The sequence below is a fragment of the Natronosalvus rutilus genome, from assembly GCF_024204665.1.
Classification (GTDB): domain Archaea; phylum Halobacteriota; class Halobacteria; order Halobacteriales; family Natrialbaceae; genus Natronosalvus; species Natronosalvus rutilus.
Map to the genome: position 1 here is coordinate 3,038,417 of NZ_CP100355.1, position 23,578 is coordinate 3,061,994.

The 23,578-nt window shown below is 64.9% G+C and carries 24 protein-coding genes; 17 read left to right on the plus strand and 7 right to left on the minus strand.

Annotated elements, in window-relative coordinates; all coding sequences use genetic code 11:
- Positions 1-58 precede the first annotated feature (58 nt).
- Positions 59-337: a UPF0058 family protein gene (locus tag NGM29_RS14680; protein ID WP_253436521.1), complete on the plus strand. Its 279-nt coding sequence runs from the start codon at positions 59-61 to the stop codon at positions 335-337.
- Between the two features lie 84 nt (positions 338-421).
- Positions 422-2,944, plus strand: coding sequence for a DUF7527 domain-containing protein (locus tag NGM29_RS14685; RefSeq protein WP_254157132.1), 2,523 nt, complete (start codon positions 422-424; stop codon positions 2,942-2,944).
- 1 nt (position 2,945) lies between these two features.
- Here NGM29_RS14685 and NGM29_RS14690 read toward each other — a convergent pair whose 3' ends face one another.
- Positions 2,946-3,251 (minus strand): hypothetical protein, encoded by a 306-nt coding sequence (locus NGM29_RS14690; protein ID WP_254157134.1) that lies wholly within the window; start codon positions 3,249-3,251, stop codon positions 2,946-2,948.
- Positions 3,252-3,522: 271 nt separating this feature from the next.
- On the opposite strand from NGM29_RS14690, the gene NGM29_RS14695 reads away from it, so the two are divergent.
- Entirely contained in the window at positions 3,523-4,905 is a 1,383-nt protein-coding gene (locus NGM29_RS14695; protein ID WP_254157136.1) for an adenylosuccinate synthase, read from the plus strand.
- Positions 4,906-4,993: 88 nt separating this feature from the next.
- On the opposite strand, the gene NGM29_RS14700 is transcribed toward NGM29_RS14695, so the two are convergent.
- Both NGM29_RS14700 and NGM29_RS14705 read right to left on the minus strand, forming a co-directional pair.
- Complete coding sequence (locus tag NGM29_RS14700) at positions 4,994-7,276, minus strand: hypothetical protein (protein WP_254157137.1); 2,283 nt, start codon at positions 7,274-7,276, stop codon at positions 4,994-4,996.
- A gap of 91 nt (positions 7,277-7,367) precedes the next feature.
- Positions 7,368-9,092 (minus strand): sensor histidine kinase, encoded by a 1,725-nt coding sequence (locus NGM29_RS14705; protein WP_254157138.1) that lies wholly within the window; start codon positions 9,090-9,092, stop codon positions 7,368-7,370.
- Positions 9,093-9,178: 86 nt separating this feature from the next.
- On the opposite strand from NGM29_RS14705, the gene NGM29_RS14710 reads away from it, so the two are divergent.
- From NGM29_RS14710 to NGM29_RS14730, 5 genes are all read left to right on the plus strand, one after another.
- Positions 9,179-9,373, plus strand: coding sequence for a methytransferase partner Trm112 (locus NGM29_RS14710; protein WP_254157139.1), 195 nt, complete (start codon positions 9,179-9,181; stop codon positions 9,371-9,373).
- A 9-nt stretch (positions 9,374-9,382) separates the two neighbouring features.
- Positions 9,383-10,021 carry a DUF7524 family protein gene (locus tag NGM29_RS14715; protein WP_254157140.1) on the plus strand — a complete coding sequence of 213 codons (639 nt, stop codon included), beginning with the start codon at positions 9,383-9,385 and terminating at the stop codon, positions 10,019-10,021.
- 84 nt (positions 10,022-10,105) lie between these two features.
- On the plus strand, positions 10,106-10,981 hold the full coding sequence (locus NGM29_RS14720; RefSeq protein ID WP_254157141.1) for a CbiX/SirB N-terminal domain-containing protein: 876 nt from the start codon (positions 10,106-10,108) through the stop codon (positions 10,979-10,981).
- Between the two features lie 22 nt (positions 10,982-11,003).
- Positions 11,004-12,239: a DR2241 family protein gene (locus tag NGM29_RS14725; protein WP_425499266.1), complete on the plus strand. Its 1,236-nt coding sequence runs from the start codon at positions 11,004-11,006 to the stop codon at positions 12,237-12,239.
- Positions 12,240-12,352: 113 nt separating this feature from the next.
- Positions 12,353-12,709, plus strand: a complete 357-nt coding sequence (locus NGM29_RS14730) for a hypothetical protein (protein WP_254157142.1) — start codon at positions 12,353-12,355, stop codon at positions 12,707-12,709.
- A 103-nt stretch (positions 12,710-12,812) separates the two neighbouring features.
- Here the strand turns inward: NGM29_RS14730 and NGM29_RS14735 are convergent, their stop codons facing one another.
- Positions 12,813-13,898 carry a tubulin/FtsZ family protein gene (locus NGM29_RS14735; RefSeq protein WP_254157143.1) on the minus strand — a complete coding sequence of 362 codons (1,086 nt, stop codon included), beginning with the start codon at positions 13,896-13,898 and terminating at the stop codon, positions 12,813-12,815.
- A 165-nt stretch (positions 13,899-14,063) separates the two neighbouring features.
- Between NGM29_RS14735 and NGM29_RS14740 the strand changes: the two genes are divergently transcribed.
- From NGM29_RS14740 to NGM29_RS14765, 6 genes are all read left to right on the plus strand, one after another.
- The gene (locus tag NGM29_RS14740) at positions 14,064-14,546 is read left to right on the plus strand and encodes a DUF7285 family protein (protein ID WP_254157144.1); all 483 of its coding nucleotides are present in this window, start codon (positions 14,064-14,066) and stop codon (positions 14,544-14,546) included.
- A complete protein-coding gene (locus NGM29_RS14745) occupies positions 14,543-15,379 on the plus strand; it encodes a DUF7284 family protein (RefSeq protein WP_254157145.1) in 837 nt (278 codons plus the stop codon). Before NGM29_RS14740 ends, NGM29_RS14745 begins: the two co-directional genes overlap by 4 nt.
- 86 nt (positions 15,380-15,465) lie before the next feature.
- Positions 15,466-15,891 carry a DUF5791 family protein gene (locus NGM29_RS14750; protein ID WP_254157146.1) on the plus strand — a complete coding sequence of 142 codons (426 nt, stop codon included), beginning with the start codon at positions 15,466-15,468 and terminating at the stop codon, positions 15,889-15,891.
- A gap of 40 nt (positions 15,892-15,931) precedes the next feature.
- Positions 15,932-16,831 (plus strand): SDR family oxidoreductase, encoded by a 900-nt coding sequence (locus NGM29_RS14755; RefSeq protein WP_254157147.1) that lies wholly within the window; start codon positions 15,932-15,934, stop codon positions 16,829-16,831.
- Positions 16,832-16,968: 137 nt separating this feature from the next.
- Positions 16,969-18,114: a DHH family phosphoesterase gene (locus NGM29_RS14760; RefSeq protein WP_254160579.1), complete on the plus strand. Its 1,146-nt coding sequence runs from the start codon at positions 16,969-16,971 to the stop codon at positions 18,112-18,114.
- A gap of 100 nt (positions 18,115-18,214) precedes the next feature.
- The gene (locus NGM29_RS14765; RefSeq protein ID WP_254157148.1) at positions 18,215-19,327 is read left to right on the plus strand and encodes an aldo/keto reductase; all 1,113 of its coding nucleotides are present in this window, start codon (positions 18,215-18,217) and stop codon (positions 19,325-19,327) included.
- On the opposite strand, the gene NGM29_RS14770 is transcribed toward NGM29_RS14765, so the two are convergent.
- A complete protein-coding gene (locus tag NGM29_RS14770; RefSeq protein ID WP_254157149.1) occupies positions 19,324-19,494 on the minus strand; it encodes an HVO_0758 family zinc finger protein in 171 nt (56 codons plus the stop codon). The two genes, NGM29_RS14765 and NGM29_RS14770, sit on opposite strands and share 4 nt — an antisense overlap.
- Before the next feature lie 231 nt (positions 19,495-19,725).
- On the opposite strand from NGM29_RS14770, the gene NGM29_RS14775 reads away from it, so the two are divergent.
- Genes NGM29_RS14775 through NGM29_RS14785 form a run of 3 tightly spaced genes read left to right on the plus strand, consistent with a single transcriptional unit; the run spans position 19,726 to position 22,088 of the window.
- Positions 19,726-20,865, plus strand: coding sequence for a glycosyltransferase family protein (locus NGM29_RS14775; protein ID WP_254157150.1), 1,140 nt, complete (start codon positions 19,726-19,728; stop codon positions 20,863-20,865).
- A 26-nt stretch (positions 20,866-20,891) separates the two neighbouring features.
- Positions 20,892-21,482 carry a DUF7109 family protein gene (locus NGM29_RS14780; protein ID WP_254157152.1) on the plus strand — a complete coding sequence of 197 codons (591 nt, stop codon included), beginning with the start codon at positions 20,892-20,894 and terminating at the stop codon, positions 21,480-21,482.
- A gap of 12 nt (positions 21,483-21,494) precedes the next feature.
- The gene (locus tag NGM29_RS14785) at positions 21,495-22,088 is read left to right on the plus strand and encodes an NUDIX hydrolase (protein ID WP_254157154.1); all 594 of its coding nucleotides are present in this window, start codon (positions 21,495-21,497) and stop codon (positions 22,086-22,088) included.
- Between the two features lie 54 nt (positions 22,089-22,142).
- On the opposite strand, the gene NGM29_RS14790 is transcribed toward NGM29_RS14785, so the two are convergent.
- Together NGM29_RS14790 and NGM29_RS14795 are read right to left on the minus strand one after the other, a co-directional pair.
- Positions 22,143-22,577: a universal stress protein gene (locus tag NGM29_RS14790; protein WP_254157156.1), complete on the minus strand. Its 435-nt coding sequence runs from the start codon at positions 22,575-22,577 to the stop codon at positions 22,143-22,145.
- Between the two features lie 225 nt (positions 22,578-22,802).
- Complete coding sequence (locus NGM29_RS14795) at positions 22,803-23,393, minus strand: 50S ribosomal protein L15e (protein ID WP_254157157.1); 591 nt, start codon at positions 23,391-23,393, stop codon at positions 22,803-22,805.
- Positions 23,394-23,578 lie beyond the last annotated feature (185 nt).

Consider the following 23,578-nt stretch of genomic DNA (forward strand, 5'->3'; position numbering starts at 1 on the left):
CGAATTTGGCACGCTGAGCCACACAACGCTTAAATCGGAACCGTTCATAGTCGCGAGTATGCACAAGGACGAACTGCTCGAGCTCCACGACGAACTTGTCGTCATCATGGAGTACTTCTCCGAGCGAGAGCACGTCGACGAGAGCCTCTTCGACGCCTATCACCAACTCGACGTCGACCCCGACGACGTCCACAAATCGAAGAGCGAGCACAAACACGCCGTCTTCGTCCTCGGCAACGCGCTCGCGAACGCGATGAGCGAGGACGAGTTCTCGAGCGCGGGCCGGATCGGCAAGCGCATGAAGGAACTGGCCGACGACGCCGAGTCGAAGATCTAGCTGGGCCTCGAGGCCGACGATAGACCTCCGATTCGCCACCGAACCAGGCGAAACGTATTTACACCGGTTCCCGCTTGTTGAAACATGGATCCGCGCACGCAAGAGCGCGTCGAGCGATGGGACTCCCGTCCGTTTTCCGGCGGCTACGACGGTCTCTCTTCACTCGCCGACGAGGAGTTCTCCGGTGCCGTGACGTCCGGTGGTGCCTGGGCGTTCATGCTCAACGGACGTATCGTCGGCGTCGTCGACGGCGCTCTCGAACAGTTCGACGGAGCGAACGGCACGACGTACGTCGCACCCCATCCCTCGCTCCCGTTGCTGTGTACGATGGACGAACAGGGCGGCGAGACAAGGGCGAAGTACTACACGAACGACACGCCGCTGAGCGAGGTCGACCAGACGCTCCAGGAGGGGTCGTTCACCGGCTACGTCGAACTGAGCGAACAGGTACTCAGCGGCGACTACTACCTCGTGTACTACGGCGGTCGCCGGATGGCCGCGGCCTACATCGGGAACGCACAGCGACTCCTGACCGGCGACGACGCGTTCGAGCGGGCCGACGACGAGGTCGGCATCTACGAGGTCGTCGACGTGGATATCGACATCCATGACGTCCCCGGATCGGCGCCAGCACCAGAGCCAACGTCCGGGGATTCGACAGCACCGGCGGGAGAGTCAGGCGCTGCGAACGGGACAGCCGGTGCGTCCAGTCCGTCGACCGATAGCGAGCGCGACGTCGAAACACAGTCCGAACCGGCCTCCGAGGGGACGAACGATACCCCCGGCGGGATCACGGCGAGTGCGACGACCGAACCGGACCCGGAGCCGGTCGAATCGTCCGGGATCACGGAACCGGCGACCGAAGCCGACGCTCGAGCGACTCCCGGTTCGACCGCCGAGTCCGCCGATTCCGTCGAGCACGACGAACTCGAGGGCACCGAGTCGGCCGACGACGAGTCGGCTGCCGACGCGCAGCCGATGCCCCCAGCGGAGGGTGAGAGGCAATCGAACACGAGTGGCGAGGACGACCGCGGAGACGACGTCGACGCGGCCGGAGCGTCGACCGACGCCGGGTCGGACGCGGCGACGCCCGTGGAGGATGCCGAACCGATGCCGCCGGCCTCGAGCGAGTCGCTCGATCCCGAGGACGTGGAGGCCGCCGCGGAGGAACTCGGTGCTGACGGCGTTCCCTGGGAGGAAACAGACGAGGACGGTGGAGGTGGAAGTGCAGAGGCCCGCGAAGTCCAGGACGCCGACGAACGAAAACCGGACGACCGAGCACCCGAAACCGACAACGAGCCGTCGGAGAGCGATCCGCTCGAGGAACGCTTCAAACAGGAGGAACAATGGCGGGAAACCCGGAACATCCCCTCGATCGACCCGGAGAAGACCTCGCGTCCCGACCGGACGGACGACGGGTCGAAATCGGGATCGAACGCCGAGGGTCGGCGCCGAACGACGGGCGGTCGGTCGCGCCAGCCCGGACCGTCGACTGCCTCGTCGACCCAGGGGTCGAACTCGAGTACGGGTCGTTCGAAACAACAGCGGGACGGGACCGCCAACACGTCGGGACAGGGTCGCGCTCAGTCCAGCACTAGCGCCGCGAGAAACGTCCCCCGGGAGGCCCTCGAGGAGGACATGCTCGAGCGCGAGGACAAGATCGACCGACTCACCCAGCGCGTCGACGAACTCGAGCGAGAGAAGGGGACGCTCGAGGAGCGCCAGCAGGAACTCGCGACCGAGCGCGACCGATACCGGGAGCGCGCCGAGGAACTCTCAGCGACCGTCGATCGATTGCAACAGCGCATCGAGACGCTCGAGACCGAACTCGAGCGGGTTCGAGCGGCTGACGCCGCGGGCGTTCCCGTCGACGGGACCAGCCTCTCACCCCAGGAGGCGTTGTCCAGGACTAACCTGTTCGTCCGGTACGCCTCGAAGAGCCAGCCGACGCTGGCGACGGCCCACGACGAGAACGTGAGTCGCGAGGACGTCGCGGAGAACCTCCGTCTCGAACACCACACGCAGTTCGACGCGAGCGAGGTCGTCGTCGACGGCCAATCGTACGAGGCGTTCCTCGGGTCACGGATCGAGTACCAGTTCGTCGAGTGGCTCGTCGCAACCCTGCCGTTCGAGATCCGCGATACCGGCCACGCGGACGGCCTCGGTGATCTCTACGACGCCCTCCCCCGCATCGATCGAGCCGAACTCGACGCCTCGATCTCCCTCGACGGGGACGACACCGAGGGCGTTCCCGACGAAGTCGCGTTCGACGTCGTCGCTTTCGACAAGATGGGCAACCCGTTGCTCGCGGCCAACCTCGACGGGTCGCGCGACCCCGCCACCCAGACGGATCTCGAGACGCTGGAGGAGTCCGTCTCGGCGGTTAAGGCCAACCACGGCGAACTCGCCGCGGCGTTTTTCGTCACCTCGAGTTTCTTCGAACCGGGCGCCCTCGAGGTGACCGAGCAGGCGACCGGCGGCGGCGGCTTCCTCACGCGAGACTCACGGCTGAGTTACGTGTCGCTGTCGCGAAAACAGGGTGGATATCACCTGTGTCTCGTGGAGTCGCGTTCGGGCGGCTTCCACATGAACGTCCCAGAACTCTAGGCTAGCCTTCGACTTCGGCGACGTCTTCGATCTTCATGCCCTCGAGTTTGTCGACGATCTCGTCGAGTTTTCCGTCGAGTTCGTCGACGAACTCGACCGTCCGCTCGGTCTTGATCGCACCCTGGCTGGAGGGTTCGATGAGGTTCTCTTCTTCGAGTACGCGCAGGGAGTACCGAACCTTGTGGTGGGGGTACCCGGTTTCGTTGGACATCTTGACGATCCCGATCGGTTCGTTCTCGATGACCATCTTCAGGACCTGCAGATGTCGTTCCAGCATATCGACTTCCTTCTCAAGTCGGTCTATCATGGCATTTGTTAACTTGTCTTTGCACCTTTTAAAGATTGCCCTCGAGTCCCGGCAAAATGAACCGTCAGTTGACAGTCCGTCGTGACAGGAGTTAACGTTTCGGGTTCGGGTATCGGGACGAGAGCCGGAGAATACTCGAGCAGATATTCACGACCACCCAGATTTTCTCTTCGAAAAGGAACCACCTATACACGAACGTGGATCGAATGTCGCCTCTCGCGCCCCACAGACCGTAACCGGTTTATCGGCCGGGCAAGAATCCGGCGCCTGTATGACTGTCACAATCGTCGGGTCGCAACTCGGCGACGAGGGCAAAGGCGGCGTCGTCGACCTCTACGGCGACGCTGCTGACGTCGTCGCTCGCTACCAGGGTGGCGACAATGCCGGCCACACCGTCGTTCACGGCGGCGAAACGTACAAACTCTCGCTGGTGCCGTCCGGCGCCGTGCGCGGCAAGACCGGCGTCCTCGGCAACGGCTGCGTCGTCAACCCTGAGACGCTGTTCGACGAACTCGATCAGCTCCGCGAGCGCGGCCTCGAGCCAGACGTTCGCGTCGCCGAGCGCGCGCACGCGATACTCCCGTATCACCGCGTGCTCGATGGCATCGAGGAGGAAGAGAAGGCCGATCTCGCCGCGGGGACGACCAAACGCGGCATCGGCCCCACCTACGAGGACAAGGCGGGCCGTCGCGGCGTCCGCATCGGCGACCTCCTGGACCCCGAGGTCCTGCGTGAGCGCCTCGAGTACGTCGTCCCTCAGAAGCGCGCGCTCGCCGAGGATGTCTTCGGCGTGACGCTCGAGGGCGAGACGGCGGACGCCTTCGACGTCGACCACCTCTTCGAGACCTACCGCGCCTACGGCGAGCGTCTCGAGGACGAGGACATGACCGTCGACTGCGGCACCTTCCTCCAGGAGCGCGTCGACGCGGGCGAGAACGTCCTGCTCGAAGGCGCACAGGGGACGTCGATCGACATCGACCACGGGGTCTACCCCTACGTCACGTCCTCGAACCCGACCGCAGGGGGTGCGACCGTCGGCACCGGACTGGGACCGACCGTCGTCGGCCAGGGCGAGGTCATCGGTATCGTGAAGGCCTACCTCTCCCGGGTGGGCACCGGCCCGCTGCCGACCGAACTCGGCGGCGTCGAGGGCCAGACACCCGGCTACGACGGCGACTCGAGTACTGGAGACAGGGACGAAGAGGAACTCGCGACCTACATCCGCGACGAGGGCGGCGAGTACGGCACCGTCACCGGTCGTCCCCGCCGCGTCGGGTGGCTCGACATCCCCATGTTGCGCCACGCCGCCCGCACGAACGGCTTCACCGGCCTCGCGGTCAACCACATCGACGTCCTCGCCGGACTCGAGGAGGTCGAGGTCGGCCACAGCTACGAGTTCGACGGCGAGGAGATCTTCACTGTCCCGCCGACGACCGAGCAGTGGGCCCGCTGTGAGGCCACCTACCGTACCTTCGACGGCTGGCCGGACGTCGACTGGGCCGCCGTCGCCGAAGAAGGCTACGAGGCCATCCCCGAGAACGCGCGGACGTACCTCGAGTACCTGTCGACGGAACTCGACGCGCCGCTTTACGCCATCGGCGTCGGTCCCGGACGCGAACAGACGGTCGTCATCGAGTCACCCTACGACGAGTAGTGTCGTTAGGGCTGGCCGTTCGATGAATCGAGCCGTTTTCTGGTGCGTTCTCGAGCACGGTCAGGGTCCGTTTCGTCACGGCCCCGGCTCACGCGATCGGATAGGCGAGCAGTAGCTGTTCTTCCGGCCAGTAAAATCGGCCGTCGTAGTAGATCGGGGCTTCGGACTCTGCGAGAAAGTCGGTCACTGATCCGGGATCGACGTCGAACGAGAGTGGATTCGGTTGCAGGCGTTTTTCGTCGTCCCAGTTTGGAACCGCGTACCCACCGACCGGATCGATCGGGAACGGAACGGCCGTTACCCGGAGGGCGTCCGGCTCTCCTCGTGCGTCTCCGTCACTGGCTGTGTACTCATCACCGTCCCCAGTACTGGCTCGACGGCCGCCAGCAGTCAGCACGTAAATCAGGGTTGGCCACCAGCTAGCGACGAACCGATAGCTGCCGTCACCGACGACGGCTCGCGGCTGAGGCTGGGACTCGATGGTGTCGGTTCTGGCCGCACACTGCGTCGCCGTGGCCAGGCTGTGACCGTACAGGAGGAGTTCGCCAACAGTAGTGTCGCTCGAGCGGTCGCCATTGTCGTCGCCATCTTTACTCGCTCCAGCGATCCCGGCGACCCCGCCAACCCCAGCGACGCTCCCGCGCTCGACGAGGTCGACGGCGAGCGATCGAGGACCGTCGATCTGAAACAGCTGGACGTTGTTCTCCGCCAGCGACGCCGGCTCGAGGACGCCGTCACGACAGGGAATACCGGCCTCGGAGCAGTCGCCGACGACATGGAGGAAGTCCACCCCCGTCTCGAAGACGCCGGCGAGTTCCTCGCGAGAGGGGGTCTCGAGTGCCGTCACGGTCGGTGAGAGCACGTCGTCTCGTCGGCGGTAGCGATCGACGACCGATTCTCGTTCCGCGTCCGTGACTTCGTCCGTGAACGCGACGACCACGGCCCGCTGTCGACAGTCGCGTCCGAGGTATTCGAGGCGATTGCGGTAGGCGCCGGGCATCGACGTAAACGCGGCGTCGGTTGGATCCGACGCGGCTCCACCCGACCGGAGACGACCTCGCAACCGGGTAATCACCTCGAAATGCCGTTCATCGCTCGAGGGGGAACCGGCTGCCGATCGAGTTGTCTCGGTCGTATTCGTTGCCTTCGTTGCCTCCGTCGCATCCATCACCTCAGCCGGCTCTGTCGCCTCTGTCGCCTCTTTCGTCGTCTCCGTCGACTCCGCCACCTTCGGAAGCTCGATCGCTGCCATATCGTACAACAGATGGGGCAGCTGAGCGACCGACTCCGGCGACGGCTCGACCGTCATCCGGTACGGCCAGGCGGGAAGCGCCTCCTCGAGCGGCGGCCCTGGAAACGAGAGATAGGCCTCGAGACGCTCCGCGAGCGGCGCTTCGACGCACGGCTCGAGGTCGATTCCGGCCGACTCGAGGATGCCGTGCGCGCGAACGGTCCACTCCGAATCGTCGTACCACGTGGCGAGCATGTCGAGGAAGAAGATGCGCTTCAACAGCGCCGCCGTCTGCCCTTCGAACGCCGGGAGCGGGTCGAACTCGTGGTAGACGTCGACAGCAGGCGCACGAAGGATCGGTGCCGAGTCGTCCTGGACGCGGACGCGAGCCCCCAGATAGTACGCCAGTGGAGCCGCCGGCAAGAGAGCCGAGAGCGAGTCCGGGATCAGGAGTTCGATGCCGGTGTCAGGCGTCGAGGCCTCGACGGCCGCTGGCACGGTCGTCTCAGAACCGAGGCGAATCGTCGGCGGATAGCCCCGGTTGTTCCGGTGGACTCGGTCGACCGACGTCGTCGTAATGGTGGCGCCGAGGTGCGACACGGCCGTTGCAAACCCCGCTGTCGTGGGTTCGACGGTCAACTCGTGGCGTGGGTAGTCCACGTACGTCTTGAAACCGAAGGTGACCGTCGTGGGGTACGGGAACGATATCGTGAGGCCGGATTCCGATCGATACCTGATCGTTCCGGCCCCGTCGAACCAGAGGTGGACATTGATGCTCGATTCGACCGAACACCGGTACTGTCCCTCGGGTAACGAGTACCGGACCGGTCGGTCGGTGCCGACGTCGTCGCGGACAGTGGCCGTCGTTTGCCCGTTCCGTTCGACCTGAAACGAGCCATCGGACCGGGTGACTTTGAGGAAGTTCTGCAGGTCGTACCTGATCTCCGTGACTCGAGCCGTGACTGCCGCGTCGACCTGCTCGTCAATGTCGCGGTCGTCCACGGACGGGTCCCACCCGGTCAGACCAAACAAGAGATCGTTCCCTGCGATGTCGGTTACGTCGAGGGACGAACTGGCGGTGTGGAACGTGACGTCGACGAGGTCGATGTCCGGGTTGGGGTCGACATGGTCGCCGTTCACGCCACTACCCCCGACGTCAACGTGGTAGCCTTTCGGGGAGCTCGAGTGGGTTGGACGGCTCGGACGAACCAAACGAATCGAGTGAACCGAATCACTGCTCATCACCGTTCGATTCCGTCAACGCCGACGAAACTGGTGTTTCAACCGCGGATTCGCTGGTGAGATAGACGCCCGTGAACTCGAATCGTGCCCCACCAGCCGATCCGTCAGTGCACTCGACGCTCCAGCCGTGTTCGTCGGCAATTCGCTCGACGATCGCGAGACCGAGTCCGGTACTTCCGGAGCCCGTACTGTAGCCGGAGTCGAATACGACCTCGCGTTCAGACGGCGGAATGCCCGGACCGTCGTCCTCGACTGCGAACCCGTCGTCGCACGTGCCGACTCGGACGTAGACCGCTGACTCGCCTCGAGTTCCTGGTGGACCATCACCGGATTCTGATTCGGAAAGGACCGAAGCGGTGCCCTGTTTTACGGCATCGTCGGCACGAGACTCGCGCTGATCGAGTGCCGAGCCGTGTTCCACCGAATTCCGGAACAGGTTCTCGAACAACTGGAGCAAGCGTGTCGGGTCCGCATCGACCCAGACACCGCCGTCGTCCAGTTCGAGACGGGCATCTCGAGTGTCGACGTGTTCCCAGGCCTGCTCGGCGACGGTGGACAGTCTAACCAGTTCGAGGTTTCCCGTCTCGTCACCCTTGCGAGCGACCGCCAGCACGTCGTCGATGAGCTGTTCCATTCGGTCGTGAGCCTGCTGGATTGTGGTGACAGCGTCGTGGTCGTCGCCGAGTTCGTCCCGTACGAATCCCAGATAGCCGTTCGCGACGGTGAGGGGATTTCGGAGGTCGTGGCTGACGATGCTCGCGAACTGGTCGAGGCGCTCGTTCTGTCGCTCGAGTTCGCGTTCCCGGACTTTCAGCGCGGTGAGGTCGGTGTAGATCCGGTATCCCCGGGTCGTTTCGTCGTCCGTTGCAATCGGGACCGTTTGGCGCAAGAACGGTCGCGGTCCGGATGGCGTGTTCCTGATGACTTCGGTTTCGGTCTCTCCGTCGGGTGCGTGTTCGATCAGCGGCGTTCGAGTGGGTTCGTCGGCACCGTCACCGGGTGCCTCGAGTACGTCCGCGATCGATTCGCCGACGATCGACTCGGCGTCCCGCCCGAAGACGCGAACGAACGCGGAATTGACGCGCTCGATCCGGTAACGCTCGCCTTCGATTCGGTACTGAACGGCCGCGTCGGAAACGTTCTCGAACAGCGCGGCGAATCGATCGCGTTCGGTCTCCAGCGCCGCCTCGTATTCGACGCTGGTTCGAGCGTTGACCACGATTGCGACGAGCGTCTCGCCGATTTGTCGGTCGAGGTCGGAAAACGCGTCGGGTTCCGACGAGAACGCCTGGAATATGCCGTCGTTGGCGATGGGAACGGAGAGGACCGAGCGAAAGGAGTCACACGTCGGGGCGGCGTTGGTCTCGTCTCGGAGATCGTCGACCAGGATGGTGGCTCCGGTCGCGAGCGTTCGGCCGGCGATGCCGGCGTTCGCCGAGAGCGCCTGGCCGGGAATTAAGTGGTTCGCGTACACTGCCCGGGGGATCAAGCGCTCGTCTCGCTGCGTGCAGATACTCGCGGCTTCGAACGACAGTACGTCCGCGGCCGCGGTCAGCGCGTGTTCGTAGACCGATTCGACGGACGTACTCGCATCGAGCGTCGTCGCAATATCGCCGAGTCGTCCGATGAATTCGACGGTCTTCGAGGCAACCATATTCGAGAGGAGAGAGACCAGCGTTCGCCGCCGTCGTCTCGTTTCATTCTTCGCATCCACTCATATAAATGTTCACGACCGTTAGCCAATCGTCGACACGCGGCCGTTCCCGAAACCTTTTGCTGGATGCGGTCCCCTGTCGAACCATGAACGAGTCGTTGCTGGAGATCCTTTGCTGCCCGCTCGACAAAGACGACCTCGAACTCGAGGACGCCGAGTACGACGACGACGAGATCATCTCGGGATCGCTCGTCTGCACCGGCTGTGGCGAATCGTACCCGATCGAAGACGGCATTCCGAACCTGCTCCCTCCGGACATGCGCGAACAATCGCCGGCATAAGGTGATTTCGTGTCCCGCCACGCGGCCACCGTCACCGTCGATCGAACCGGGTCCGACAGCCTCACCGCCAGCGCCAGCTCGCTCGAGGCGAGCCACCCGTTCGAGATCCAACTCGAGAGCGAGGGTGGGCCGGCACACGTTCACTGCCGCCTGACCGGCGAGCTAACAGGCGCCGCGTCGATCGGGGGGTTGAACGCGGGCAATGGGAACGCTCGAGACGGAAACCACTACGTCGACCCTGATCGACCGACTCCCATCCTGATCGACTTCGATCCGGTGGCGCTCGAGGCGCCGCTCGAGGGATCGATCGTCCTCTCGACGGGGTACGGCGCGACCGAAACGACGCTCGCGGTGACGCTGCTCCCGACGACTCGGTCGGTCGACGTCGACCAGACGCTCGGCGAACCCGCTCGAGAGGAGCCGGAGCCAACGGCGCTCGAGCGCGGCGTCGAACAGCTTCGAGCCGTGAGCGGGCTCGAGCCCGGTACCCTCGGCGTCCTCGCTCTCGCCGTCCTCGCGATTGCGATTGCTTGGTCGACAGCGGCCGTTGTCGGCGGAACCGTCGCGTACGCCAGCGTGTTGATCGTCTCGATCGGCGTCGTCGTCGCGGTCGCCCTGCTGGTCGGACGGCTCGAGCCGCCGGGGTAGAGGGAGAGGGTAGGAGATAGGGCCGCCGACGGCGAACGCACCGACAGCGAAGTCGATAAGCCGCTGCCATCCTAACGACCGAGTATGCAAGCGCTGGTCATCGTGGCACACGGATCGCACCTGAATCCGGACTCCGCACAGCCGACGTACGACCACGCGGATACGATCCGGAAGACGGGCGCCTTCGACGAGGTTCGGGAGGGATTCTGGAAGGAAGAGCCCCACTTCCGGGAAGTGATACGTACCGTAGAATCCGACGAGGTGTTCGTCGTCCCCCTGTTCATCAGCGAGGGGTACTTCACCGAACAGGTGATCCCGCGAGAACTCCGCCTCGAGGGCTGGGATCCCGACCTGTGGGAGTCGGACGGCACCGACGCCACCGAAGTCACGCTCGAGGTCGGCGACGCCGAGAAGACGGTCCACTACTGCGGCCCAGTCGGGACCCACGACGCGATGACCGACGTAATCGTCAAGCGCGCTGAAACGGTGACCGACGACCCCGACGTCGGTCCCGGTTTCGGGCTCGCGGTCGTCGGCCACGGGACCGAGCGAAACGAGAACTCCGCGAAAGCCATCGAACACCACACCGAGCGCATCCGCGAGATGGATCGCTTCGACGAAATGCGAGCCCTCTACATGGACGAAGAGCCGGAAGTCGACGACGTCACCGATTACTTCGAAAGCGAGGACGTCGTCGTCGTCCCGCTGTTCGTCGCCGACGGCTTTCACACCCAGGAAGACATCCCCGAGGACATGGGGCTCACCGACGACTACCGAACGGGCTGGGACGTGCCCGGCATCGTCGACGGGCAGCGCATCTGGTACGCAGGGGCCGTCGGCACCGAACCGTTGATGGCTGACGTCATCCTGGAGCGCGCAGTCGACGCCGGTGCCGACGTCGGCGACGCGCTCGAGCAAGTCGAGTCCTGGACGAGCGAGAGGCCGGCGGCGGGTGACTGACGTGGTCGAAGACGCTCCCGACTTGGAGGCGACGGGGTGGCGAGTCGCCGACGAAGTACTCGAGGCGTTCCTCGAAACGGTACTCGAGACTGACGAGGACGACCAACCGGTAATCGACTTCGACGGACTCGTCGCGGAGCGACTCGCGGACGGGTCGACCTACCGGCTCGAAACCTCGACCACGACCGTCGAAATCGAGGCGTCGACCGTCGCCAACGCGACGGAGCGATCGATGGACGAGTTGCGTCAGTCGCTCGAGCCGATCGGCCCCTTCGTCACGAACTGGTACGTCTGGGAGCGGACGGTCGGCGGCCGCGAAACCGCCCGGCGCGCGTTCTTGCGATGGTGTGAGGGGGCGCCGCTGGACGATCCGAAGGTCGAGACAGTAGCGTCGAAAACGGACACGAGCGACGTCCTCGATCGATACGACGCCCTCGAGTCGGGCGTCGTCCGTCACTGGGGCGAACTCCAGATCACGACTCGCCTCGCGACCGAGGATGGTGGTTGCACCGGTACCGGCACCGGCACTGGCACAGGAGCCGGCGAACGCGTCTACGAGATCCGCCACGTCCAGGACGCCGACGCCACCGACGAGACGCTCGAGGATCACGACGACCCTCGCGACGCTCGCGAAATCGTCACTTACGACGCGGACGGGCGGTACCGGCCGCTGAAGACCGCGCCGACGCTCGTGGCGGGGTGGCGCTTCGCCGGCCTGTCGGGTGACGACCTGGTCGAAACCGTCCGCACGATCTACCCCGCCACAGTCGCCAACTGGCACCGCGAACAATGCGGCGACCTCGACGTCGACCACTGGCTCGAGACGGCCGAGCGCCAGACCGGCATCTACGACGTGATCGACGAACTCCCGCGAGAGACCCTCGAGTGGCTGACCGAGGCCTGCTGCGTCGACTCCCAGTGTCTCAAACGCCGCGAGTGGGAGTACGCGGCCGACGATCCGATCGACACCGACCCTGGCGACGGCGTCTTCCCCTGCCGGGAACCCTGCTCGCTCGTCATCGCGGCGGCCCGGAAGTGGGCCATCCTCGAGAGTGAGGAGGAGAAGACGTGGGAACTCGAGTTGACGACCACCGAGATGAACCAACTGGCCGAAATCGTCGACGCCGTGGCCGACGGGCGAGTCGACGAGATCCGCGAGGCGGACGTCTACGACGGTGCGAACCGCTACCGGGCGCGATACCTCCGCGCGAAGCGAATGGACGACGGCTCGCTCGGCGAGGGAGCGACCAATCGCTAGGGACTCGAAGATACCTCGAGTCCCGACGCCGCTTCTTCTTCGTGCGCTCGAGGAACGGGTCTCTTGCATACGCCGCACACAGCGTTTTGCCCGCTCAAGTGGTAACTGATGGCATGCTCGTCCAGCTCGAGCAGTACAAACACGAGGAGGTCCAGTTCGACGACAACCGGACGACCGGCGAATCCCAGACCGCGGACTCGATCGAACGGGAGTCAGAGGAGTACTTCGGGGAAGATATCGAGGATTTCGACGTCGAAACCTGGGAAACCGTCGAGTACGAGGGCGATCCCATCCAGCGTCGCGACGTCACGATCGACGGCGTCACCGCCGTCTCCATCCCCCAGCGATCGAACGAGGACGACGACTCGGCGCTCCCCGGAAAGACCATCCAGGTCAGATTCGAGGGCGGGATCGAAACGTTCGAGCAGGCGGAGATCGTCGAGGTACAGGACGAAAATCCGAACGAATGAGCGGTGAGTAGTGAGCGGAGTCCACGTCGAGTGATCGATAGTCGATGAGCGAGGATCTCGACGGCCGAGGGAATCCCCGGCACCCCCTTGAAGACCGGAGCCCTCAGAACAGATTCTCGAGTTCGTCGTTCGCGAAGGCGTCAGCCGGGTCGCCGGCCGCTTTCTCGTCCTCGACTCGCTGGGCCGCACGCGCGCGGTCGAGGAACTCCTGAATCCGGTCGGAGCGTTCGACGCCGCCCAGCAGGACCAGCGCGGCTATTCGGTCGCTATCGAGGGGGAAGTCCCCACCTCGAACCTGCATGCTCTCGGTCTCGTCCTCGAGCCAGCGCCGCGCCTTCTCGACTCCTTTGCGCGGAATCGTCTCCGGCTTCCCGGCGATGACCAGTAACGCCGCGTCGCCGACCCGAGCCTCCGGCAAACTCGTTCCGGTGAGCAACGCCTGCCTGGAGACACTCATCACGCTTCGAATGTTCTGCGTGCTGTCGTCGCTCGCCGGCGCGCTCGCGTACCCCAGCGCGGCGATTCCACCCTGGCGAAGCGTGTTGATGACCTCGCTCGAGTCGACGACGCTCTCGCCGACGCCCTCGACGGCCTCGCCCGACGCGAAGAGCAGGCCGAATCGTTGCGCGATGTTTTGATTGATCGACTCGAATCCGCTCTCGACGCTCTCACCCTGGCTGTGCCAGGCGTCGTTGTCGACGAGGATCGTCGCGTCGGCCTCGCGAACGATTGTCTTCAGCGATCGGCCCGCGTTCGCCTGGTACAGCGACCCCTCGTTCCGCCCGGGGAGGATGCCGAGCGCGTAGACTGGAATGTCGTAGACCTGCTGAAGGTGGTGGACGAGGACCGGCGCGCCACCGCTCCCGGTGCCGCCGCCGAGACCGGCCACGACGAAGATGGCCTCGGACCTGGAGGTGACGTGGCCGTCGAGGTCGCCGAGCACCTCCTGGACGTCCGACTGCATGATCTCCGCACCGAGTTCGTTGTCGCCGCCGACGCCGTGCCCGTTCACCCGGTCGGCACCGATCAGGTGCGTCTCGACGTGCTCGAGCGACTGGAGGTCCGGGGTCGCGGAGTTGATGGCGAACGCTCCCTGGACGGCGTCGAAGTCCATTTCAGCGTCGAATTTCGTGAGGCGCTCGACCACCTTTCCACCGGCCTGGCCGATACCAATCAGGGCTACTTTCATATGCAGGAATCCGAGGGAATCAAGTTGAACGTTCCGGATCATTTTCACGGTCTGACGTTTATATGCGATGGCGCGGCCAGAGGGGGCCATGTTCCTGTTTCCCACCGCTCGCCGGGTGGTTCGACGGGCTGCGAGGGCTCGCCTCACTCGAGTACGAGTCCACCGTTGGACCGTTCGAACCGGCGCGGGCAAACCGAACCGCTCGCCGCACTTGTGGCCGTCGCTACGGTCTGTCTCGCACTCGGCGTGTACGCCGGTGCACTCTCAGGGATGGGGCAGACGAGCAGCGATCGCTCCGTTGCAGAACCCACGCTCGAGGCAGTGCACGCGACCATCGCCGCCGACTGCGTCTACGATCCGAATGGGCCAGACGACCCGGTCGCAAAGATCCCGACGGATCGACTGCCCAGCGACCGGACCGTGACGGTGACGGTACTGGCGCTCGAGGAAGGTCATCCAGAAACGGGACGCTGGGTGAAGTACGTCGACGGTCGGTACGAGCGTGGCTCTGCAACGGGTGACCGCCCGCCCTCACCCGCCCCGACGCACGGAGGGAGCGCTGACGACACCGCGACCCGTGCGATAGCCATCCTCGAGCCCTCGGGGAAGGTGGCGAGCGCCACGCTCCACGTGGAGGTCCGGTCGTGACGTCAGCGCCCGGCCTCTTGTCGTCAGCACCCAACCTCCTACCGTCAGTATCTGGCCTCTTGCCGTCAGCACCCGCCCTCGAGTCGTCCACACCCGATACCGAGCTATCCACGACCGATAACATCGAGTCAGCCGCAGCCGGTACCGGCGCCCGGAAGCGCTGCATCGGTGACGACCGAGCCGTCAGTACGGTCCTCGACGTCGCACTCTGTCTCGTGCTGATGAGCGCCGCCGTCGGCGTTCTCGGCATCTATCTCGCAGGTGACGAGGACACCGGTCACACCCCCGAAACGGCGACCCACGCGGTCGAACTGCTCGACTCGACGACAGTCAGCGTCGAATACACACTCGAACCGGCCCTCGAGCGCGCCCCCGAGGGCGCCTACGGCGAGCCGGATGACTACACCAGGAGCGAACTCACGCGCGTGACACACGGTCCGGCCGCCGGCGTTCTCGCGGACGCCGCACTCGCGAACGTGTCGCTCGAGGACGAACCACTCACGCAGGAAGGTCACCTCTTCGCGACGGCGATCGAGGGACCGATCGCCAGCGAGTTCGCGGTCGTCGACGGTGACGTCGCCGTGGCGGCCCACTGGACGCCCTACGAGGGGGCGCCGCTCGAGGGACGAGCGAGCATCGGCCCGACCCCGTCGCCGACGGCCGACGTGAGTAGCGTCTCGATGACCGTACCCAGCGGCTTCAATTTCGACCGCTTCGACTCCGCCGATTTCGGCGGAGACGAGGACGACATCGAGAGCGAGGACGGGGACGACGTCGTCTCGTCTGGGAAGGCATTGATCGACAGATGGAGTGAAGCTATAAGAATATATTAACTTAATTTTATAATATTAATATAGGAATATCGAATCGAAATACGTCGATGAAAACCGACTTGATGCTGACCGACCTTTCCCCACGTATGTTCTACGAGCAGCGCCTTTCCGTCCCGGACACTCGCGACTCGCTTCGAACCGAATACGACGACGACCTTCGATCGGCACTCGAGCACGCTGGCCTCGAGCAAGCCGAGATCGAAACCGACGTCGACCGATTGAAACTGGAGGCGCTCCGCGACGGGGAGGCACCGGACCTGACCCTCGAGGAAGCCGCCCAAATTCAGTCGCTTCAGGATGGCGAGCCTGACCCGGAGACGATCGTCGAACTGGCGGGTGAACACCTGCTGTTGGGGATGACGACGGCCGTCGTCGACGTGGATACGCTCGCGGCCGACCTCGACGGCGGCCTCGGCGCCACGGAGATTCAACAGAAAATCGAGCGCCGCGCACCGATGACGTTCGAGGAGTACGTCGCGATTCAGTACGCGATCGTCGATCGCGGTATGTGAAGAGCGCAGTCGTTATGCACTCGGCTTCCCGAGTACGGATATGCGCGTCGCTATTCTCGGCTGTGGGTACGTGGGCCTGGAACTGGGCCGTCAGCTCGAGGACCGAGGCCACGAGGCGATCGGTGTTCGTCGATCCGTCGACGGACTCGCGGTGGTCGAGAACGCCGGTTTCGACGCCATCCAGGCCGACGTGACTGACGCGTCGGCGCTGGAGGCCGTCCCCGACGTCGATGCAATCGTCTTCGCCGCAAGCAGCGGTGGACGAGGTGCGGAGGCCGCTCGAGACGTGTACGTCGAGGGGCTCGAGACCGCGATTAGGGCGTTCAGCGAACGAGCCAACCAGCCGGCACGTCTCGTCTACACGTCCTCGACTGGCGTTCACGGCGATCACGGCGGGGACTGGGTCGACGAGGAGACGCCCATCGAGCCGACCACCGAGAAGACCGAGGTGCTGGCAGCGGCCGAACGAATCGCCCTCGAGCGGCCACCCGAGTACGGTTTCGAAGGGACGGTTGCCCGCTTTGCGGGCCTCTACGGCCCGGACCGGTATCGCCTGGAGCGCTATCTCGAGGGACCGGTTACCGAGGGGTACCTGAACATGGTCCATCGAGACGATGCCGCCGGTGCGGTTCGATACCTCCTCGAGCACGACCTCGGTCGCGGCGAAGTCGTGCAAGTGGTCGACGACGAACCGGCGTTGAAGTGGGCGTTCGCGGACTGGCTGGCCGAGCAGTGTGGGCGCGATCCGCCCGAAAGGCGAACGAAAGCAGAGCGACTCGAGGCCGGGGATCTCACGGCGGCGGCCCGGCGTCGAATCCTGACGAGCAAGCGGTGTTCGAACACGAAATTGCGCGAACTGGGATACGAGTTCGAGTACCCGACCTATCGGGAGGGATACGAGTCAGCGATAGCGGCGTATCTGGGAGAAACGCCCTCGTAGCCGGTTGTTACGGGCGGTTTGTGGGCGTTATAATCGAGGGGAACCTTCATGGGCATTCAATTTGAGTGTGGGGTATGGGAACCCGGGGCGGCACACGAATCGATCCCGTGGCCGATGGTGCTAGTGGTGGCGTCGGGATGGTCAGCGAGTCCATCGAGTCGTTACGGGTGATCGACCCGCTCGTCCTCTCGCTAGGAGTCGTCGGACTCGTGGCCCTCGCACTCGGTGGCTGGTGGGTTCTTCGCTGGTTCAACCGATCGCCGGGGAATCGGCTGCGACGGCTCCTCACGAAGTACGACGACGTGGCGGTCGTGATGCATCCGAACCCCGATCCGGACGCGATGGCCTCGGCGATGGGCGTTGCGGCGATCGCAGAGAGCGTCGACACCGACGCGACGCTCTACTATCCGGGCGAGATCCGCCACCAGGAGAATCGAGCGTTCCGAACCGTACTCGAACTCGAACTCGAGACCGTCGAGTCGGCCTCGGATATCGACTCCGAGACGGTCGTGCTGGTCGATCACAACACGCCGAGAGGGTTCACCGGCGCCCAGATGGTCGAACCGCTCGTCGTCGTCGATCACCACCCTGGAAACGGTACAGGAACGACGTTTACCGACGTGCGAACGGAGTACGGCGCCGCGTCGACGATCCTGGTCGAGTACCTTGAGGAGACCGGCGTCGACCTGGTCGATAGCGACGACTCCGGTGGCGGCGACGTGGAGTTGACCGAGGAACTGGCGACGGGGCTGCTCTACGGCATCCTCTCGGATACGAACCACCTCACGAAAGGTTGTTCGGCGGCCGACTTCCAGGCCGCGTCGTTTCTCTTTCGGGCCATCGACGAGGAGAAGCTAGACCGGATCGCGAACCCGCAGGTGAGCGACGACGTGCTCCAGATCAAGGCCGACGCGATCCAGAAAAAGCGCATCGAGGGATCGTTCGCCATCTGTGACGTCGGCGAGATCGGTAACGTCGACGCGATTCCCCAGGCCGCAGACGAGTTGATGCACCTGGAGGGCGTGACGGCGGTCGTCGTCTACGGCGAACACGACGGCACGATTCACCTCTCCGGTCGCTCTCGAGACGACCGCGTTCACATGGGCGAGGCCCTGCGCCACGCCGTCAGCGACATTCCGATGGCGAACGCGGGCGGTCACGCGCGCATGGGCGGCGGCCAGGTGTCGGTCGATCACATGAACGGCATCGGTCCCTCCGACGGCGTGAGCAAACCGGAGTTCGAAAAACGCGTCTTCTCGGCGATGGCGGGCGAGCGTTCCTGACGCCGTTTCTACTGATATCGCTACTGCCTGCCCCCGACCCGCACGACTCGAGAGCCCAGGGAGAGACGCGCTTTTACCGTCGACAGTCCAAGACACGAGCATGGCAACCGGACCGGCGACGTGGGAATACCGCGACGACCACTACGAGGAGTTCGGGCGAACGTACTTCAGGCGCTACGGCGACGGGCTGCTCTCGAGTATCGGCCTCGGGACCTACCTCGGCGAACCGACGGACGACGTCGACGAGGGCTACGAGGCAGCCATCCTGCGAGCGCTCAAGCGAGGGTGTAACGTGCTCGACACCGCGATCAACTACCGGTGCCAGCGGAGCGAACACGTCGTCGGGCGAGCCCTCGAGCGGACGGATATCGACCGCGACGCGATTTTCGTCGCGACGAAGGGCGGCTTCGTACCCTTCGACGGGGAGCGCCCGGACGACCCGGGCGAGTACGTCAGGGAAACGTACGTGGAGCCTGGACTCGTCGACCGCGAGGACCTCGCCACGGGGAGCCACTGCATCGCCCCCGACTACATCGAGGACCAACTGGATCGGTCCCTCGAGAACCTCGACACGCACGTCGACCTCTACTACGTGCACAACCCGGAGACCCAGTTGCGAGATCGGTCCCGAGAGGCAGTTTACGACCAGCTCGAGGCGACGTTCGTCCGTCTCGAGGAGCGGGCTGCCGCGGGAGATCTCTCACACTACGGCGTGGCGACCTGGGAGGCGTTCCGCGTCCCGGAGGATCACCCGTCGTACCTCTCTATCGGCGAGATCGTCGAGCGCGCCCGCGCCGCCGCGAGCGAAGCGGGCACGGGTGGCACGCACTTTCGGGCGATTCAGCTCCCGTTCAACGTCGCGATGGCCGACGCGTTCACGGTCGCGAGCCAACCGGGCCCGGACGGGCCACAGAGCGTCCTCCAGTTTGCCACCGAAGCCGGGCTCAACGTGTTCACGAGTGCGAGCATCGCCCAGGGTAAACTCACGAGCGACCTTCCAGAAGACGTGGCGACGATTCTCGAGGGGGACTCGCCGGTCCAGCGAGCGATCAACTTCGCTCGGTCGGCACCGGGGGTAACGACGTCGCTGGTCGGTATGAGCCGCCCCGAACACGTCGAGGAGAACGTCGATGCCGGGCGATTCGACCCGCTCGGTGCGTCGACGTTCGACGAGCTCTTCGTGGGGCCCGACAGCGATTCCGGCGAGTCCTAGCGAATCTCCTTCCACTCCCGCTCGCAGTTCGGACACCGCCGGATCGTGGTGATCGTGTCCGGGTCGTTCTCCGTCTTCAGCGGTTTCCCGCACTCGGCGCAGGTCACTCGCTCGTAGGTGTCTTTCTCGAGTTCCCCTTCGCGGAGTGCCTTCCGGATAGATTTCATGTTGACCACCTACGAAGGTGGAGAAGAAAAAGACCGGTGTCTCGGAACTATTTCGATTCGAAGGTTTCCGAACCCCGCGTGGATACGGGCCGACGCATGTTGTGACTGAGTTCCGGGCCGCGTACGGGCCGGTCGTCCCGTTCGTGGAGTCTGGCTCGTCGAAATACCGGCCTCGAGGCGGGCTTCGCCGAATTCGTCGCCGTTTTTACCCTCCAGCCGAACGATTCACCGATGGAGTACACCCAGGAGCGCGTCGCCACGCTCCACCGACTGACGGAGGCCCCCGTCGGATTCGACGGCCTCGAACCCGTTCTCGAGCGGACCGTCGTCGTCGTGCCGATGACGGATCGGGAACAGGAGCGGCCCGCAGCGACGGGCGTCCTGTCGGCGCTCGAGTCGATTCGGCCGGCCCCCGAACGCGTGATCGTTCCGGTCCGGGCCGACCCCGACCGGATCGAGTCGTTTCGCGTGTGGGCCGAGTCGTTCGACCTGTCGGTCCAGGTGCTGTGGTGTAATGCACCCGCCGTCGAGAAGCTGCTGGCGAGGAAGGAGCTCGACGGCGATCTAGGGAAGGGTCGGGACGTGTGGCTCGCGCTCGGTCCAGCGATTGCCCAGGGGGAGTACGTCGTCGTCCACGACGCCGACGCGACGAGCTTTCGACCGGACCACGTCGTCCGGTTGCTCGAGCCGCTGGCGATGGGCTACGACTTCTCGAAGGGATACTACGCGCGCGTCGAAGACGGCCGACTCTACGGGCGGCTCTGTCGGCTCCTCTACGAGCCCCTCGTCGAGGCAGTGCGCGCCGACCACGACGACCCCGTCGTCGAGTACCTCGCCGCGTTTCGATACGCGCTGGCGGGCGAGTTCGCGGTGACGGCCGACCTCGCCAGCCGACTCCGGCCACCCCGGGCGTGGGGTCTCGAGGTGGCGACCCTCGGCGACGCGTTCGAGCACGCTAGCTTCGAGGGATCCGCGCAGGTCGATCTCGGTATCCACCGACACGACCACCGAAACGTCGACGGCGACGCTGGCCTTGAGGGGATGAGTCGAGACGTCGCCTCCTCGATCCTTCGCGTACTCGAGGCCAACGACGTCGACGTCGACTACGAGACCCTGGCGACGCGGTACCGCACGGTCGCCGACCGACTGATCGACCAGTACGCGGCCGACGCCGCGTTCAACGACCTCTCGTACGATCGAGACGGAGAACGAGAGCAGGTAACCCGCTACGCGAGGTCGCTCACCCCACCCAAAGGGGAACGACGGCTCCCGCCCTGGGCAGCGGCGCCCGTCGAGCCGGACGCGCTCGTCCAGGCGGCGACGCCGTGGACGCCTTCGGCCGCCTCGCTCGAGTCGACCACGCAAGACTAATCACCGCTTCGTTCGTTGCAGGGTCTATGGGGACCGGACTCGATCAGCGGACGAGCGACGAACTCGCCGGGATCGTCGACCTCTTCGGCGGGCTCACCCGGACGGAACTCGAGCGCGCCCTCTCGGAAGTCGCGTTCCGCGCGGACGGGCAGTCGGTCGACGAGGACGCTGCAGCGGGAGCGATCGAGGCGTCGCTGGACGCGTTCGCGCTGGTTCGCTACGAACTCCGTGGCAACGGTCACGCCACCGACGGAGGCACCGAGAGCGGTGACGGGGACGCGCTCTTCGTCCCCGGTCCGACCGCGTTCCCTCGCACCCCCGAGCACGCGGAGGACCTTCCGCACATTCTCGACGTGTCGCCACGTGACCCCGACCAGGACGCGGTCGGGGAGGCCGCCCGAGACCGATTTTTGGCGGACGTCGAGACGGTGCTCGAGGGTGAGGGTGGGCGTGGCGACGGTAGCGAGAACGTGGACGGGAGCGACGACGGTACCGAGAACGTGGACGAGACAGCCATCGAGAACCTGATCGACCTGAGCTACGACCTCGAAGCGTGGGCTCCGCTCGACCTGACGGCCGAACGAACCAGACTCGTCGAGGCGCTAGAGGACGCCTGACCGGGGATTCGTATGACGACACGACGGCTCACACTCGAGGCGGTCATCGACTTTCAGCCCACCGAGATAGACGACCAGCCGTACGATGCCGCCGTGCTCGCCCCCGTGATCGACCGCGACGGCGAGGACCACCTGCTCTTTACGCGCCGGGCCGACCACCTCGGGGAACACCCCGGCCAGATGAGTTTTCCCGGCGGCGGCAGGGAGCCACACGACGACTCGATCCTCGAGACCGCCCTCCGAGAGGCCGACGAAGAGATCGGCCTCAAGCCGTCGGCGGTCGACGTGGTCGGCCAGTTAGACGACATTCGGACGGTCACGGAGTACGCCGTGACGCCGTTCGTCGGGCGAATTCCGGATCGTTCGTACGACCCGGACGAGCGCGAGGTCGCCGAAATCGTCGTCCTGCCGCTCTCGGGGTTTCTCGACCCGGACAACTACGAGTACGACAGACGCGACCACCCCTACTACGGTGACATCGTCATCCACTACTTTCACGTCGACGGCTACACCGTCTGGGGGGCGACGGGTCGCATTCTCGTCCAGTTGCTCGAGCTGTCGACGCCGTTCGAGGCGCCCGAGCGGGTCGAACGCTCGCAGTACTGACTACCCGCCGTGGTAGGTGGGTAGGTACGTGCTAGAAGACCCGTACCGGCCGACTCACCGAACAATCGTCACGGGAACCGGCGACCGACGAGCGACCGTCTCCGCGACGCTCCCCAGGAGAATGCGACTCGCACCCCGTCGACCGTGGCTCCCGATGACGATCTGATCGACCGAGTGCTCCTCGGCGTAGTCGATGATCGAGTGCGCGACGCGACCGACGACGAGTTCGGTCTCGCAGTCGACGCCGCGGTCGGCCGCCTTCTCGGCGACGTTCTCGAGCAATGTCTCGCCGCGTTCCTTGCTCTGTCGGTGGATCTCCTCGTAGTTGATCATCGCGCCTCCCTCGAGACCCGGCGCTCCGTAGAGGTCGGCCGGGTCGATGACGTGGAGGCCGACGATGGTCGCGTCGGGGTGCTCTTCGAAGGCGAACTCGAGGGCGTCTGCCGCGCGGTCGGAGCCGTCGACTGGAACCAGGATTCGGTTTCGCATGGGTGAACGTACACGCTCCAGTATGTTAATATCGGCTACCGTTCCTGGCTGGCTGGAACGTGACATCGGTTCCCGTATATAGGAGGCTGGAGTGCTCGCTCGTGTAGCTCGTGCTATGTGAGCTACCGACTAGTCGAGCTACAACGGGAACGAAAACAGCACCGACGCTCGAGAGGCGCCAAAATGCGTTCGCAGAAAGCGAGTCTCGAGCGGCCGAGTGTGCGATTACTCGGAGCTACGCTTGCCGCTGTTCAGCGAGGGACGGACGTTCTCGGTTCCCTTGCCGCGGTTGTAGAGACCGCGGTTGGACTTGCCCGCGTTGGTCAGCCCGCGGAAGGCCCGGTTCTTGTGGGTGTCGGCACAGATCCAGTTGAGGTCGTCGTCGTTTTCGATGGCGGGGTGGTTCGGGTCGACGAGGATCACTTCGAACCACTTCTGCCCGCCGTCTTCACCGACCCAGTAGCTGGCGAGGACGCGGAGGTTGGGGTACTTTCGGGAGACGCGCTCTTCACCGATGCGCTGGATGTTCTTCCGGCGACCGATGCGGTTGACGCCCTGGCGCTTCGTCCGGCGCCCGGCCTTGTGTCGCTGCTTGCGCGCGTTCCCCTTGCGGACGGCGACGCGCGTCACGACGATGCCCTGCTTTGCCTTGTAGCCGAGCTCGCGCGCCTTGTCCAGTCGCGTCGGGCGCTCGATGCGCTCGATGGCGCCCTCTTTGCGCCACTCCTGTTTTCGTTGCCACTGCAGTTCGCCGAGCTTGCCGTCGCCCGGGTTCTTCCATGCCTCCTTGATGTGGGAGTAGAAGCTTCGTGCCATTGGTAGTCTGCGGGCGTTTCCCGGTTCAGAAGCGATCTCGCGTTCGACACGCGAGTAGCTTCCACATTCCAACCTGTGGCGTGAGCCGAACAGGTGCCCGCCGTCGCCCGCGGACCGACGAGTCGGTTGGTGCTATCAGCGTGGCGGGTATAAGCGCTTCGAACCGTCCGCTCGCGAGCGTACGT